The organism is Peribacillus sp. S4 (assembly GCF_046715815.1).
Classification (GTDB): domain Bacteria; phylum Bacillota; class Bacilli; order Bacillales; family DSM-1321; genus Peribacillus; species Peribacillus frigoritolerans.
The window spans coordinates 761,635-775,531 of the sequence record NZ_CP175708.1 but is presented as its reverse complement, the minus strand read 5'-3'; the positions used below and the strand labels follow the sequence as shown (position 1 = coordinate 775,531).

The window sequence follows — 13,897 nt, the reverse complement described above, 5'->3', positions numbered from 1 at the left end:
GTAACTTAAAAACGCAACTGTGCTCTAATGGGGAAAGAGGCAACTTTCTTCCCTTCACTCGAATTAATGGATATTATATTGAAAACAGATAGTGCCACCGTTCAAAAGATTTAATGGAACAAAAATAAGCAGCGGCCATATTAGCGGCCGCTGCTCAAATGATTATTATGGTACTTCCGTATTCCCCTCTTCAATATCCAACATATCCAACAGGAAGATAAATATCGGTATTCCGATGATCAATCCCCATATTCCAAGGAAATGCTCGGAAAACAATAGGATGATGAAGGTGAAAAATGTTGGAAGATTCGTTTTTGCCGACATGAATTTCGGATTTAAAATATAGCTTTCAATTGCATGGATCACAACAATCATGATTAATACAGCAATCACTTTGGGCATGCCGCCGATGCTATAGGCAATCATGCTAAGCGGGATGAGGGAGATGATGACCCCTGCAACCGGAATCAAACCAAGGAAGAAAATCATGATTCCTAGACCAAGCAACTGCGGGAAGCCAAGAATCCATAAGAAAGTTACGGATAGGACGGCATTCGTAATGGCTATCAAGAACTGGACCTCGATCACCTTCCCGAATGAATTGATGAATTTGACGCCAAAGTGGCTTAAGTTTATAAAGAAAGACTTGAATTTGGCGCGCTTGAATTTAGAAGTGAAGCGAATGATTTTATCTTTTTCCAATAAGAAAAATAGACTAAGCAACATGGAAATGAAAATTTGAAATGCCAGTTTACCGAAATCGGATATATAAAGATAGAGTGTATTCATCTGTTTTTGAAGATCGAGCGGCGATTCCAGCTCGTTCATTATATTAATGGCATATTGAATGACCCTGCTATCTGGTGGATGTTGAAAGAAGAAAACGATCTGTGTCACTAATTCCGTGAATTGTAGCGTAATGACCGGTAGATATTTATAAAGTACGATGGCTAAACAAGAAATGACGACTACATATAAAAAGCTTATGACAACCTTAGAGTTGATATGCACCACTTTATTCAGCCGAATCATGATAAATTGCTCCAGCCTTCCCATCAGGAAAGTGAAAACAAATGTGAATAACACGATATTAACCATACTGCCGATGCTTATTAAAAAGAGGACTAACACAATTAATGTAATTAACCTTGAAAAACCTTCGCTTTGCAAATACTCTTTTACCACTTACCTATCTCCTAACTACCATTCTGCCGTGATAATTCCATCTACCTTTCATTTTACACGGAATTGAGGAATTCTACTACAATTACCTTGCATTGACAACAAAATTATTTGAATGATCAGTAAGGCCCATGATGCAGACGTATTTAAAGACCTTTTTCGGAAATTCGACCATTACTTTGACAGCCATTTCTGCATGAAAAAACATCTGACAAATCGGCAGATGCCAGACCTTGGACAAACTCAATGAAAATCGAGTATGTCTAAGGTTTTTTATTGGTTTGTACTATTTGGACGTTGATTTCCGCTCCAGGCACTCGCTTTCCGCGGGCGCGGTCGGGGAGCCTCCTCGGCTTGCGCCTGTGGGGTCTCCCCTAGACACGCTTTCCCCGCAGGAGTCTCGTACCTTTCACTTCAATCAACTCTGTTCTTAAATTTAGAACGAACCTACCTATGGAGTTGAAGGTGTTGTTTTGGGGCAAATGATTCGGGAACTTCTTTTGATGAAAGGTACGTTACGTTTTCCGACCCCCATTTGCCTCCGCTTTGGCTTGTACGATTGTATAAAATTGAGCTAGAACCATACCTTTGGAATTGAAGGTGTTACTTTGGGTCAATTGGTTCGGGAACTTCAATGAAAGATATGTTTTCCAGCCCCCTTCTATCTACAAACAAAAGCTGAGGCTATGGCCTCAGCTTTTGTTATGGCTGTACAATTTGGGCGTTGATTTCCGCGGGCGGTCGCGGAGCCTCCCCGGCTTGAGCCTGCAGGGGCCTCCCCTAAACCGCGCTTTTCTAAGCAGGAGTTCTCGTACCTTCCTCCTTTTTGAAACTCAGCATCTGCTAAATGGACAGATGCTAATCTTCATCCTTCACATCGATATCTTCGGGGATGGGTTCGTTATAATAATCCGCTAAATCCTTCTTATATTTCTCCATCTGTTCAAGATGCATATTAAACTGATCTTTAAAAATCAAATGCTGCTCACCATCATGAACGGTGCGAATTTTATTTTGAATGATCAAACCTTCTATATAAGATTCCGGCATCGATAGATATTCCGCAGTCTCTTTTACTGTCAAGTACATGCCTTCACCCCTTTTCCCCTCTAACTATACTAGATATGAGGCATTATTTGAAGCGCTTGATTTTTAAATGAAAATCCCTTACATGCCAAGGAAAGGACGATACCCGATTCAGGGGATTGTCCTGCAACCTCACGAGATTAATTAATTTCAGCCAATGGAACATTTTAGATAAAACAACTTACAATCCCTTCCATTAACATGTAAGATAATGTTAAAGCAATATATCCATAGATTAAGAGGAGTGGACAAAAATGACCTTCTTTTATGTCATTCTTGCGGCAATTTTTGCTGTTTTACTTGTCAATTTCGTTAAAGGGCTAAGTGAACCGGCTAAAATGGAACGCTATCAAAATGAATTCCGTAAATACCGTGAAGAAACTTTAAATCTTCATGCAACTGAAGTCGTTTCAGAAGCATTGATAGAAAAGCTTAATAAAGCACTGGATTTCGATTATATGGAAAAGGTCAATACTGAATTCCGCCTGAAGCATCCACGGTACTCACAGTTAAAGGTCAATCAGGCCTGGCGTGAATTGAAACGCTATTTGATTATGGCTGCAGTGTTTGGAAAAGTTGAAATGTTTAATTCAGTCATTGATGAGTTATGGCATATCATGCTGAACTATAGTCAGGAATATGATGAGTTTTGCCAGGTTTTCATCGGTAGGACGATTCAGCACCATCCTCATTCAGAACCCGTTTTCAAACCCGATGAGCGCACTCTTTTTGACTTTTACTATGTACAGCTATTTACGGTGGACTCCCATTCCATTCAAAAATGGGGCAAATTTTTCAAACATGATAAAGGGCTAACACATCTCCGTGATTTTGAAACGTTGGAGCTGGAGCAGTTAAAAGAGAAATATATGCGGAAACCGACCAGTATACAGGCGGAACGGACCTTTGAAGCTTTCACTTCCCAATTTAAAGAAAATCGCCCCATGACAGAATTGAATGGGCGGAAAACGTACGATCAGACTGACTACGCAGCTTCTGCCTATTTCACTTATGCAAGCACCGATGATTTTGACAGCGAATTTAAAGATATATTCGGGAATGAATCGAACACAGTTTCCTCCGGATCCGGCCATGCCGATCATGGTGGCCATACCGGTTCCCATGACAGCAGTTCTGATTCCTCTTCCAGCTGTTCTTCATGCAGTTCTTGTTCGTCTTGAGCTTTTCGCTTAGAGAAATCCAAGCGTTTTTGTATACACAAGCATTAGATGAACTGATTGATCGTGCTTAGTTTTTACTCGATTTTAAAGGAGTTACAACTGATATGGATGATAATGAGATTCGAAAATTCAGGCCAGTTTTTGTATATGCAAATTTGGAAAGTAAAAAAAAATTAGTACAAGGTTTAACTGAAGATCGAGTGAAATTGATTCAAGAACTGGAAAAATACAGAAATGTCCTTTCACCATTTTTAATTAATGTTTTGCAAACTAATATAGATCAGTGGGAAATAGAAATTCATGATTGGGATGAGGAAATAAAAAAAATAGAAGCAGGGAAAGAGAGCTTTTAAGTGCTCTCGATTTACAGGCAAAAGGGGTTCGGAATTAATAAATTCCGAACCCCTTTGAATTTTCGTCCAAGGTTTTGAGCTTTGGTATCTGACGGAATCCATTTCCTTCTTCATTAATTCCACCGATTGAACCAATTCTTGATCCTTTGTTTATTTTTCTCAAGAACCTCCTTCGATGTCCGGTTGTCTTTTTGTTTTTTCCATTCAAAGAAAGATGCAATTCCGATAAGCAGCCCTCCGCCGATGATTAAATATAGCCACCATGGCATCTCGCTCCACATCGAATTGGTATTCATATAGACATTGAATAAAATCGTCCCAGTCCCAGCGATGAAATAGGATTTGTATTTCATCATGAATCCAAAGAGCATTGCTGCCAATGACACGGTTCCGATAATGAGGGCATCATATAAGGTGTTTCCTGCCATTGCATCAATGATCAGGGCTAAAAACAATAGGAAAACAATCCCGCTTTCGATATATTGTGTGATTTTGCCTTTAACAAATATTTTCCTCAGCAGAGTGGTGCTGACAATGAACAGCGGCAGAATATTCACCTCCTCCTCAAATACAGGAGGGATCGTGAGCTGATCGACAATGACCCAATACGGATATAGGCTGAACAAAATCGCTGCTGCCATCTGGGATTTTCTTTCCAGCATGCCTGTCGTCGTGCTTCTCATCAAAATGAAATAGGCCGGAATCAGAAGTGCCGCGATGATTTCCAAAATGAAATGTGTCGGTCCCCCCGTCAAAACATCCATGTTCATGGCAATAAGAAACAGCAGACCATAGACTCTGTAAAAATCCAATTGTCCTGCCCCGCCTTTATCAAGCAAGCCTTTAAAGTATTTCTTGCTTAGCAAGACCATTATGGCCGTACATCCAAGAAGGACTGCCGTTCCAACGAAAGGCTGTAATGTGTCCGCGTACATGATGATGATCCAATACGGATACAAACTGAGAACTCCCGTCAGCCAAACGTAGATGCCCTTTTCTTTTACATCCTTTGAGAAACTTCCAATCAAGATGAAGTAAACCGTGATCAAGAGCGAGACGAAAACCTGAAGTAACTGGCTTGATGTTTCAGTTGCTAGGATTCCCCTATTCATGGCCAGTAAAAACAGCAGGCCATATATCCTGTATGCATCGAAGGTAATTCCTGTTTCTTCCTTTTTGATTAAACCATCGAAATAACGCCAGCTTAAAAGCAGCATCCCTGACATACAGCCAAAAAGGAATAGCAAGCCCATTACAACAGATAAGCTGTCGGCATAGCCAACTATGATCAGGAAGGGATACAGACTGACTAGTGCAGCAATATTGGAATAGATTTTCCTTTCTAGCTTTTCCGCTGTCAAGCTTCTCAGGAAAATGAAATAAGCGGTTAACAGCAGCGATACAAAGACTTGGAGTAACTGATGTTTAGTATCATTAAAAACCTCTGCATTCATATCGATCAAAAAGAATAAACCATAAATCCTGAAAGGATCAAAGCTGATGATGCCTGATCCGTTTTTCTTGAGTAATCCGCTGGAATACAGCCTGCTTAACAACAACATTCCTGCCATACAGCCAAAAAGAACAGCCAAACTCATGACGATTGGAAGTGTATGGGCATAATCGATGATATTGATGAACGGGAAAAGGCCGATAATGGCCGCTATTCCCGAGTAAATGCTTTTTTCTTTCTTATAGATTGTGAATCTTCCTATCAGGATGAAGTAGCTAGGCAACAGCAGGGAAACAAAAATCTCCAAAATCACAGAATCTGAGTCACTCGTAAACACTTCCAGATTCAGAGTACATAGATATAGCAAGCCAAAAATCCGATAATAATCAATGACTCTCTTCGTTCCCTCTTCGTTGAGCAATCCTTTGAAAAGGTGTCTGCTAGCCATCAACATCTCAACCATACATACAAGCAATACGATAAACGCCATAACCAGAGGCAATGTATTTACATACAAATTATAGAAGATGAACGCCAGGCTTAGAGGAGCGGCAACATAGTTCCGCCAGTTCCTTTGAATGAGCAGATACCAGGCAAACAAGAGCTGTACAGTCATCACTCCTACCCAGACTAACTCGCGGTTAAGTGGAAAGTCCCGGATCGCCGTTTCCAAAATGGATATGCTTATCCCTAAATGAATGAATGGAATAAGGTAATACTCCATGATGCCTTTCCAATTCTTATTGGATAACCCCCACAGAATGGTTATGAGTCCTGCTGTAATCATCATGCATATTGATGTAATGAATACTATTTGCTCGATGTTTACCACAAATAAATGGACCTGTAGGAAAAGGGTCGAAAACCCTAGGTAAGTAAAAACGTATTTTTCCCATTTCACATGTGCCCTTAAAGCACTCAAAATATAAATCAAGATTTGTGCAACATAAAGGAACGGAGAACTTTCCGTATGGAAGATGAGCAAATATCCAACGGGAATCGCCAGTAAATTGGCAAGGTGACTCGTATATTGGAAGTACAATTTCCCATTTTTTGAATATTTCCCAAGCCATTCTCCTAAAAGGAAAAAGATAATGGGGCCGAGCAACACGAACGCAATCCTCAGCTCCATTGAAGCAAAATCAAAAACATCGTAGAGTGAGGCATATAGGCCGGCACTTGTAATCACGACAGGCACCCAGAATATTTGCTTCCGATGTATATGGACGGACCAGCTGTTTATTGCAGTAGCTGCGGCAATCACTCCGCTTACCTCCAAAGGATTCATTGAATCGAAGGGAATCGATATCAAGGAAAGGAAGGAAAGAATCTGTCCGCTATACGCAAAAACTGGAAACAATTTATGATATCCCTTTTTAAATGTGTAAGCTGCACCGATGGAAATCAGTGAAACACCCATTAAATAGACGCTGAGCGGGATATTTGACCGAACCCATTCTAAACTTTCCGTCAAATATGGATAGAAAGCAACCAAAGCCAGTATGAAAGTGATCGGAAATCCGTATATGGCGTTTTCCTTCATATGCTTTGATTCGTCTTTTATATAGGTGATGAAGAAAAGCCCAGAGATCATGGCGAGCTCTGCACTAACAGCAAGCCAAGCCATTTCGCTCAATTTACTGGTCAGGATCACTAGCATGATCATTGGGGAGATAAGTAAGATACTCTTCTTAAACAGGCTGTACCTTGGGTGACGGTTATATAGATATACTCCAAGATATTGAATGACCTGAACAACAAATAACAGATTTAAAATGGTAGAAAAAGAGATTGGCAAGGCAAAGAAAAGATATAGGAACGCTAAGTCGAAAACAACAACAGCCGGGTACGTTAAGCTTGAATTTCCTGAATGAAGGGAAACATAAGCAAGCTGGGCGGATACTAACATGAGCGCGATGAATATTTGCGCATAGTTATCCTGGTACACCATCGCGTTACTATATAAGAAAACGATCCCGCTCTCAATCAAACTGGTAATCATGAAGTTCTTCGAAAGGTTAGTCCTTTTGACTTTAGCCAGATATTTCGATAGCATAGTAAAAATGATTGGAACAAGTGCAAATGCAATGATCATGTATTCACTTATAAACGTGTTATAAACTAGATGGATATATCCATACGTGAAAATGGCGCTAAAAGCCATTTCATAATATTTTTTTTTGAATTTGACCGAAAAAATTAAAAACAAAACAGAAAAGACCATCAACGTTAGCGAATACACCAAGTTGCTTGAAAATAACGTCAGGATCACAAAGGCTTCCACGATGAGCTTAAACTGGATGAATTGAAAAATGAATGGTTTGAATAGCGTTAAGGCTTTTTGATTTTTCAATTGCTCCATATTCCATACTAATATTAAATTAAGAATGCCAATCGCCAAAAACATCCACTCGATAGTTGGCGTCACAAAAGCCAATCCGAAATAGCAGGTAATGGCAAAAGTGAATATTGAAATGAAAATGAATATTTTCGACTTGAAGTAGTCAGCAATCTTACAATAAATGGCTAAGCAAAGTAATCCCCCAAGAAACCCCAGAAGCCCCCGCCCATCACCATTAAGTGAAAGGTACTCTCCAAAAATCCGATAATATGAAGCTGATAATATCGTAATCGGAATGAACAGCCCCGCTAGCGTCAGGAATGCAAAAGCGGTTTGTTTAATTTTCAGCTTCGACGCGATGAAGGCCATCCCTGCAAAAATGACGGAAACCATTCCAATGAAGAGAACTTTCAAGACCGCATTCAGATCCCCCCATGAAGTGGTTGCTAAAATCAACCCGCCAAACAGAAGCAATATGACCCCAGTGAGCAGGATGACAGAAATATTCCGTTCCCTGATTTGTTCAGGTGTTTTCTTCGGCTTTGCCGGTTTTACCGGTTTCTCCCGCTTGATGGCCTGCTTTTGAATAACCGGTTTCCTAACATTGCTCTCCTTGACAGGTTCAAGGCTCTCCTCGAAACCAGATTCAGTAGGCACTTCATTCAATCCACTGGATTCCCTTAATTGGAATGAAGATTCTTCGATCAGGCTATCCTGAATCCTCTTATCGGCATTTTCACCGATTATCGTTTCAGTTCCATGGGTGGATTTCTTCTTTTCTTGCTCTAAGCGCTTTTGTTTATGGAGGGCTAATTGGAAATGCCGATTGTAAGCCCTGCTAATCCGGATATATTCTGATTTAGGGATGAGCCGCCTTTCCCATAAAACATCCAGCTCTTCTTGGAAAATACGCTTCCTTCTTTCTAATGTCATTTCTTCATTTGAAGAGTCATTCATTCCAAGCTTCCCCTTCCTTCAAATAGACCTTCTACCAGCTTATGTATAATCTCTTTTCGATAATAACAAAGTTTTTCCATTTTTAAAATATTTAGGATAATGCACCAAGCGTGTTCCTGCTGACTCAAAAAAAAGAATGACTTCCATTGAAGCCATTCAACATCCTTATATTGATTTTCCTTTATCCACGCTCCTGATGATGAATAAATAAACGATCATCGAAATGAAAATCGAGGCGGCTGCCGTGATATAGATGCTCCTATATCCGAAGAGGAAGCCAATCTGCCCGAACACGATGGCACCTATGCCCACGCCAAGATCGAAAAATGAAAAGTATGTGGCATTCGCCATCGCCTTCCGATTGGGTGCCGTCTTTTCAATCGACCATGCCTGCAGCGCCGGCTGAACAGAACCGAATCCAAATCCATAAAGCACTGCCGCAATGTAAAGTACTGCTTCACTCGGCATCCATGCAAGCAGCAGCATTCCAGCCATGATGAGTACCGTTGAAGGCACGAATACTGCTCGATGTCCCCTTCTGTCATATAGTCGGCCCGCGAATAATCTCGTGACCATAAGGGCCATTGCATATACTAAAAAGTACCACTGAATTCCATCTACACCTTTTTCCGCTGTATACAGGGGAAGGAAGGTTGCAATTCCACCAAATGTAACGGAGATGAAGAAAATGAGCAAAGATGGCTGAAGGGCACTTTTTTCATAAATATCAAACCTTTTGGCTCTTACAGCCGCCGAAGGATCACTTTCCACTTTTTGATACCGAATAAGTGATGCTGCAATGATGGCAAGCAATCCTAATAAAGAGCAGATCAAAAACAACTCTTGAAACGGAAGTACCGTAACTAGGAAAAGACCCAATGATGGCCCGAATGCCAGTGCTAAGTTACCCGATAATCCGTAATACCCCATCCCCTCACCCCGCCGTTTCGCAGGGATTATATCGGAAGCAATCGTTCCTGAAGCCGTTGAAGAAAATCCCCAGCCGACGCCCTGTACAATCCGCATCATGAATAACAAGCCGATGCTCCCCATGAAACCGAAGGAACCCACTGACAATGCAAAAATGGCTAACCCAGCAAGAAAAACGATGCGCCTTCCTTTCGTCTCCAATAATCTTCCGGCAATTGGCCGGACAAGCAAGGCCGAAAAAGTGAAGATTCCAAGGACAGCCCCCACAAGACGATCATCACCGCCAAGCTGTTCCACAAACAACGGGAGGGTCGGCATCGTCATTTGAAAACCCATGAAGATGCACATATTTGCCAAACAGATCATGATGAAATCACGTGTCCAGATTTTATCAGTCCCTCTTACCCGTTCACCCACTAAGGTTTCCCTCATATTCCTTCACCTTCTAATTATAATAGTCATTGCCAGTTTACTAAAATTGGTTAAAATAAGCGAATGATTTATTTCGTGTACCTAAATATATATATATAAATAAAAGCCCAATATGACATAGGGCTCCCCCTTTAACTTTCATGATCATTTCCGTCCACTTACCTTCCGTATGCGAACCAATAATTTAGATTCTCCATGCTGTAATGCATTAAACCATTGCCTCTATTCATCCGTAACGGCTCTTAGCTGAAACGCATCCCTCCAGCATAATGGATTTTCCTTACATTCAAATTTTCATAAAACATCCCCTGAAACAACCATTCTGCAAGTGAAGGATGGTTCTACACCCTATCTTATTAAATTCCAAAAACATCTCAAAGGAAAAACTTTAAATGTTTTTCCTTATCTCCTTAAGTAAAGGGGATGCATAACTGAAAAAAGCCAATCCCAATTGGATCGGCTTTTCATGCTTCACGACTATTTCGTTATCTCGATTTTCCCATTATTCGTTTCCAATTTAACTAGATTTTCACCTTTGCCAATGACAGTATCGCCCTCATACTTACCAAGGATATCCACTCTCCCATTGTCAACATGAACGTCGAAAGTTGTATTCGTCGGTTCATTCTCCGTTTTGATCATGATTTTACCATTATTACTTTCGAGTTCGATCTGCCTATCCAAGTCTTTCGTGACTAATGTGATTTTACCGTTATTCGATGAACCAACTAGTTTTCCCTCCACATTATTAAGCTCTACTTTTCCATTAGCAGATTTCACTTCAACTTTTTCGGTTATTATATCATTTAATTCTACCCGGCCATTTTGAGATTTCACATTTAGATTTTCACTTTTCAATCCTGATATTTGCAATTTTCCATTATCGGATTCGGCGACAAAGGATTTATAAGATTCATCAGGCACATACACCTTTAAATGTAAGGATTGAATATGAAAACCAAAGCTAAACGTACGTCGATCCTTTAATTGTACCGAAAGCTTCTTCCCTTCCACATCTGCAGTGAAATCCAACTTGGAAACATCCATCCCTTTTGAAACCAACTCTATCCTGGTCTCCTTATCCTTCGTTGGCACAATCTCCACAGCTGCATTGTCAGCGTCGATCTGAATGTCCGTCACGATTTCCGAAATCGTTTTTTCCTCTGTAGTCGTTTCCTTATTCGTCATTTGGGAAAACGTAAACAGACTTCCTATTACCCCGATCAATAACAATACAAGTGCAATGATCGATAATTTTTTTACATTAATCATTTTTCAAACCGCCTTTCACAAGGGAAGCGTTAAATTTTAAATAGCGAATGAATCCTTTAGTTAAAGCACTCGTAGCGACAAACATTCCCATGGCAATGAAAATGCCAATCCCGCATAGTCCCAATGCGAAGAAAAGATCGAATAATTGAAAGTTACCTAACACAAGGTTAAACAGAGCGCCAAGCGGAGCAAGAATGAACCCTATCGCCGAAACCCACCCTGCAATGACAACTCCGATCAAGGCTATAAATGGTCCCAAAACGATCACTAAATTAAAGAACCCCAAACCAATGACTGCCCAAACTGCCCGCATAACATTACCTGCAGAAGTCGTTTGTTCAACCTGACCAAGATGATAGGTTGCCATCAGTTCCTTGGAGATCTGTTTAGGATTCCCAAGGGATTTGGAGATTTCCTGCTCTGACTTCCCTTCTTCCATTCCAATTTCGAAATACTCTTCGTAATCTTGAAGGATATCTTCCCGTTCCTCTAAGGAAAGTCTGGTTAAAGAGGCATTCAATTGTTTTAAAAATTGTTCTTTATTCATTGGTTCACACCTTCCTTGATTAATTGGTTGACCCCATTGGAAAATTCATTCCATTCCATCAGCAGTTCTTGAAGGTATCTCCGTCCTTTTTCGGTTAATGTATAATATTTGCGCGGAGGCCCTTCTGTTGATTCTTGCAAATATGTCGTAAAATACTCTTCCTTCGTCAATCGTCTTAAAAGTGGATATACCGACCCTTCCGATATTTCAATTTGATCCGAAATCTTCTGTACAAGTTCATACCCATAGCGATCCTGCTTATCCAGTAACACCAGAACACACAGTTCCAGGACACCTTTCTTAAATTGTACATTCATAGCACCTTCACTCCTTCCAAGAGTTTTTCAGTATAGTTTAATAAACAGTACTGAACACCGAACAATACATCTTATGTGAATAATTTACCACATGGTACTGTTCATTGCAAGGTACTATAAATATTTTTATGTCTTACACGCATTCTAATAAGGGTAGAAGAAAATTAGCATTATATTCAAAGCCGCAAGAGAATACGATGTATAATAGTAAAATGTGGAAGGAGGAGTTACTTTGGCCAACAAAGCAATAACAAAGAAGCAATTCGATTTTCTTGAACATGAATTTAATTACCTTGAAAAGGAAGGAGTCATCTCCCGGCAAGAGAAAGTGAGGATGTTAGGTTCCTATGATGTAAAAGGCAATTTGAACTTCATCACGATTCTATTATCCATTGGGGCACTTCTTTTAGGTTTAGGCGTATTGACCTTCGTAGCCAGCAACTGGATCTATTTAAGTAAAGCGGTTAAATTCCTGCTTATCATTGCATGCCTAATCGGAGTGAACTTTGCTGGCGTGAAGGTGCAGGCACGCTTTCCCAAAACGTCACGAAGTCTGCATTATGCAGGTATCCTGATCTTTGGTGCAGGGATATTTCTAGTCGAGCAGATGTTTAACATTAGCATCAATTTCAACAATTCCTTTTTATTATGGGCGATTGGAACGGTATTCATTGGATACTATTTGAAGGATGTTTTCATCCTCCTTTTTACATCTTTCCTGCTTTTCATTTATTTGAATGGAAGTATATTTGTTGATGAAACATCTTATCCGCTTGCCATTCTTGTGTTTCTACCGGCTTTATACATTCTGTTAAAGAAATTCGATTACCCTAATTATCTGACCTTTTTCATTAACGCTTTAGCCATCAATACAATTGCCTTATTTCTTATGGAATTCGTGCCGAAACTAGGGTTTGAAAATTCGAATACGATTGTCCTTTCCATCTTGTTTGTACTGGGTATCGTGCTTGCCTATATTCCGGTAAGAGCAAAATTACAAAACATCACACACATACAAGGGCATATCTTACATGGTTTAACCGCACTCTTCCTTACCTTTGATTTTTCAATCTGGTTTCCTATAGCTTATTTCGTTTTTCTGCTTTATCTGATTCTAAAAGGCAGTTTGACCAGCATCGTGATATTATGTGCACTGATTTTCAGATATTACATCTACTCCTTTGACTTCCTGCCAAAATCGCTTACATTCATCATCGGTGGAATCATGCTCATCGGTTTTGGCTTCTTCTTTGAAAACCAACGAAAAAAAGGAGGGGAACTCAATGAGTAATCCATCATTCCGGCCACTCATCGTATTTTCCATTCCAGTCTTGATTTTGTTAATCTTGGCATTTCCCCCGGTCTGGACAACAATGACAGGAGATGTAATCAAAATCAAAACAGCCCCGGTCGACCCGACTGATTTGTTTAGGGGAAGCTATGTGGCTTTGAAATACGAAATTGAATCAGTAAAGCCGTCGCAAGTCGATGACTCGATTAAAACCGAGTTCAATATAAGGAATATGGGTGATTATAAAAAGGTATATGTACGTTTAAAACAAAATAAGGATGGACTATATGTTGTCGATTACGTAACGAAAGAAAAACCCAGCGAAGGCGTGTACCTAAAAGGGGAACTGGAAGTCCCTTATGACCTGCAAAATGCTAAAACCATTCAGATCAGATACGGTCTGGACAATTATTTCGCATCCGAAGAAAAGGCAAAGGAAATGGAGAAGGAAGCATTGGCCAATCCTTCAGTGGCCGTCGTAAAAGTTCGTAATGGCCATGTTGTTTTAACCGATATCATCATTGAATGAATGGCCCCCGGATATGACTAGCAAAA

At 40.2% G+C, this 13,897-nt stretch carries 11 protein-coding genes; 4 read left to right on the top strand and 7 right to left on the bottom strand.

Annotation, left to right across the window (positions count from 1 at the left end; all coding sequences use genetic code 11):
- Positions 1–165: 165 nt before the first annotated feature.
- Together ACJ9PY_RS03645 and ACJ9PY_RS03640 are read right to left on the bottom strand one after the other, a co-directional pair.
- The gene (locus ACJ9PY_RS03645; protein ID WP_063577349.1) at positions 166–1,185 is read right to left on the bottom strand and encodes an AI-2E family transporter; all 1,020 of its coding nucleotides are present in this window, start codon (positions 1,183–1,185) and stop codon (positions 166–168) included.
- Between the two features lie 855 nt (positions 1,186–2,040).
- Positions 2,041–2,271 carry an excisionase family DNA-binding protein gene (locus ACJ9PY_RS03640; protein ID WP_034305425.1) on the bottom strand — a complete coding sequence of 77 codons (231 nt, stop codon included), beginning with the start codon at positions 2,269–2,271 and terminating at the stop codon, positions 2,041–2,043.
- A 251-nt stretch (positions 2,272–2,522) separates the two neighbouring features.
- Here ACJ9PY_RS03640 and ACJ9PY_RS03635 point away from each other — a divergent pair, with 251 nt between their 5' ends.
- Complete coding sequence (locus ACJ9PY_RS03635) at positions 2,523–3,449, top strand: hypothetical protein (protein WP_411739507.1); 927 nt, start codon at positions 2,523–2,525, stop codon at positions 3,447–3,449.
- A gap of 104 nt (positions 3,450–3,553) precedes the next feature.
- A complete protein-coding gene (locus ACJ9PY_RS03630; RefSeq protein ID WP_411739506.1) occupies positions 3,554–3,802 on the top strand; it encodes a hypothetical protein in 249 nt (82 codons plus the stop codon).
- A 113-nt stretch (positions 3,803–3,915) separates the two neighbouring features.
- Here the strand turns inward: ACJ9PY_RS03630 and ACJ9PY_RS03625 are convergent, their stop codons facing one another.
- The 5 genes from ACJ9PY_RS03625 to ACJ9PY_RS03605 all read right to left on the bottom strand — a co-directional run bounded on the left by ACJ9PY_RS03625 (position 3,916) and on the right by ACJ9PY_RS03605 (position 12,051).
- The gene (locus tag ACJ9PY_RS03625; protein WP_411739505.1) at positions 3,916–8,553 is read right to left on the bottom strand and encodes a hypothetical protein; all 4,638 of its coding nucleotides are present in this window, start codon (positions 8,551–8,553) and stop codon (positions 3,916–3,918) included.
- A gap of 165 nt (positions 8,554–8,718) precedes the next feature.
- Positions 8,719–9,915: an MFS transporter gene (locus ACJ9PY_RS03620; RefSeq protein WP_411739504.1), complete on the bottom strand. Its 1,197-nt coding sequence runs from the start codon at positions 9,913–9,915 to the stop codon at positions 8,719–8,721.
- A 477-nt stretch (positions 9,916–10,392) separates the two neighbouring features.
- On the bottom strand, positions 10,393–11,187 hold the full coding sequence (locus ACJ9PY_RS03615; RefSeq protein ID WP_063577353.1) for a DUF4097 family beta strand repeat-containing protein: 795 nt from the start codon (positions 11,185–11,187) through the stop codon (positions 10,393–10,395).
- Positions 11,180–11,734 (bottom strand): DUF1700 domain-containing protein, encoded by a 555-nt coding sequence (locus ACJ9PY_RS03610; RefSeq protein WP_063577354.1) that lies wholly within the window; start codon positions 11,732–11,734, stop codon positions 11,180–11,182. The genes ACJ9PY_RS03615 and ACJ9PY_RS03610 overlap by 8 nt, the downstream gene beginning before the upstream one ends.
- On the bottom strand, positions 11,731–12,051 hold the full coding sequence (locus tag ACJ9PY_RS03605; protein WP_034305446.1) for a PadR family transcriptional regulator: 321 nt from the start codon (positions 12,049–12,051) through the stop codon (positions 11,731–11,733). Before ACJ9PY_RS03605 ends, ACJ9PY_RS03610 begins: the two co-directional genes overlap by 4 nt.
- A gap of 232 nt (positions 12,052–12,283) precedes the next feature.
- Here ACJ9PY_RS03605 and ACJ9PY_RS03600 point away from each other — a divergent pair, with 232 nt between their 5' ends.
- Together ACJ9PY_RS03600 and ACJ9PY_RS03595 are read left to right on the top strand one after the other, a co-directional pair.
- Entirely contained in the window at positions 12,284–13,342 is a 1,059-nt protein-coding gene (locus ACJ9PY_RS03600; protein ID WP_411739503.1) for a DUF2157 domain-containing protein, read from the top strand.
- Positions 13,335–13,871, top strand: coding sequence for a GDYXXLXY domain-containing protein (locus ACJ9PY_RS03595; protein ID WP_411739502.1), 537 nt, complete (start codon positions 13,335–13,337; stop codon positions 13,869–13,871). The genes ACJ9PY_RS03600 and ACJ9PY_RS03595 overlap by 8 nt, the downstream gene beginning before the upstream one ends.
- The last annotated feature ends 26 nt before the right edge of the window (positions 13,872–13,897 follow it).

Bases quoted from the DNA above. Each gene is read 5' to 3' on its own strand.
- ACJ9PY_RS03640 (WP_034305425.1), bottom strand. From the start codon at position 2,271: ATGTACTTGACAGTAAAAGAGACTGCGGAATATCTATCGATGCCGGAA.
- ACJ9PY_RS03635 (WP_411739507.1), top strand. From the start codon at position 2,523: ATGACCTTCTTTTATGTCATTCTTGCGGCAATTTTTGCTGTTTTACTT.
- ACJ9PY_RS03630 (WP_411739506.1), top strand. From the start codon at position 3,554: ATGGATGATAATGAGATTCGAAAATTCAGGCCAGTTTTTGTATATGCA.
- ACJ9PY_RS03625 (WP_411739505.1), bottom strand. From the start codon at position 8,553: ATGAATGACTCTTCAAATGAAGAAATGACATTAGAAAGAAGGAAGCGT.
- ACJ9PY_RS03620 (WP_411739504.1), bottom strand. From the start codon at position 9,915: ATGAGGGAAACCTTAGTGGGTGAACGGGTAAGAGGGACTGATAAAATC.
- ACJ9PY_RS03615 (WP_063577353.1), bottom strand. From the start codon at position 11,187: ATGATTAATGTAAAAAAATTATCGATCATTGCACTTGTATTGTTATTG.
- ACJ9PY_RS03610 (WP_063577354.1), bottom strand. From the start codon at position 11,734: ATGAATAAAGAACAATTTTTAAAACAATTGAATGCCTCTTTAACCAGA.
- ACJ9PY_RS03605 (WP_034305446.1), bottom strand. From the start codon at position 12,051: ATGAATGTACAATTTAAGAAAGGTGTCCTGGAACTGTGTGTTCTGGTG.
- ACJ9PY_RS03595 (WP_411739502.1), top strand. From the start codon at position 13,335: ATGAGTAATCCATCATTCCGGCCACTCATCGTATTTTCCATTCCAGTC.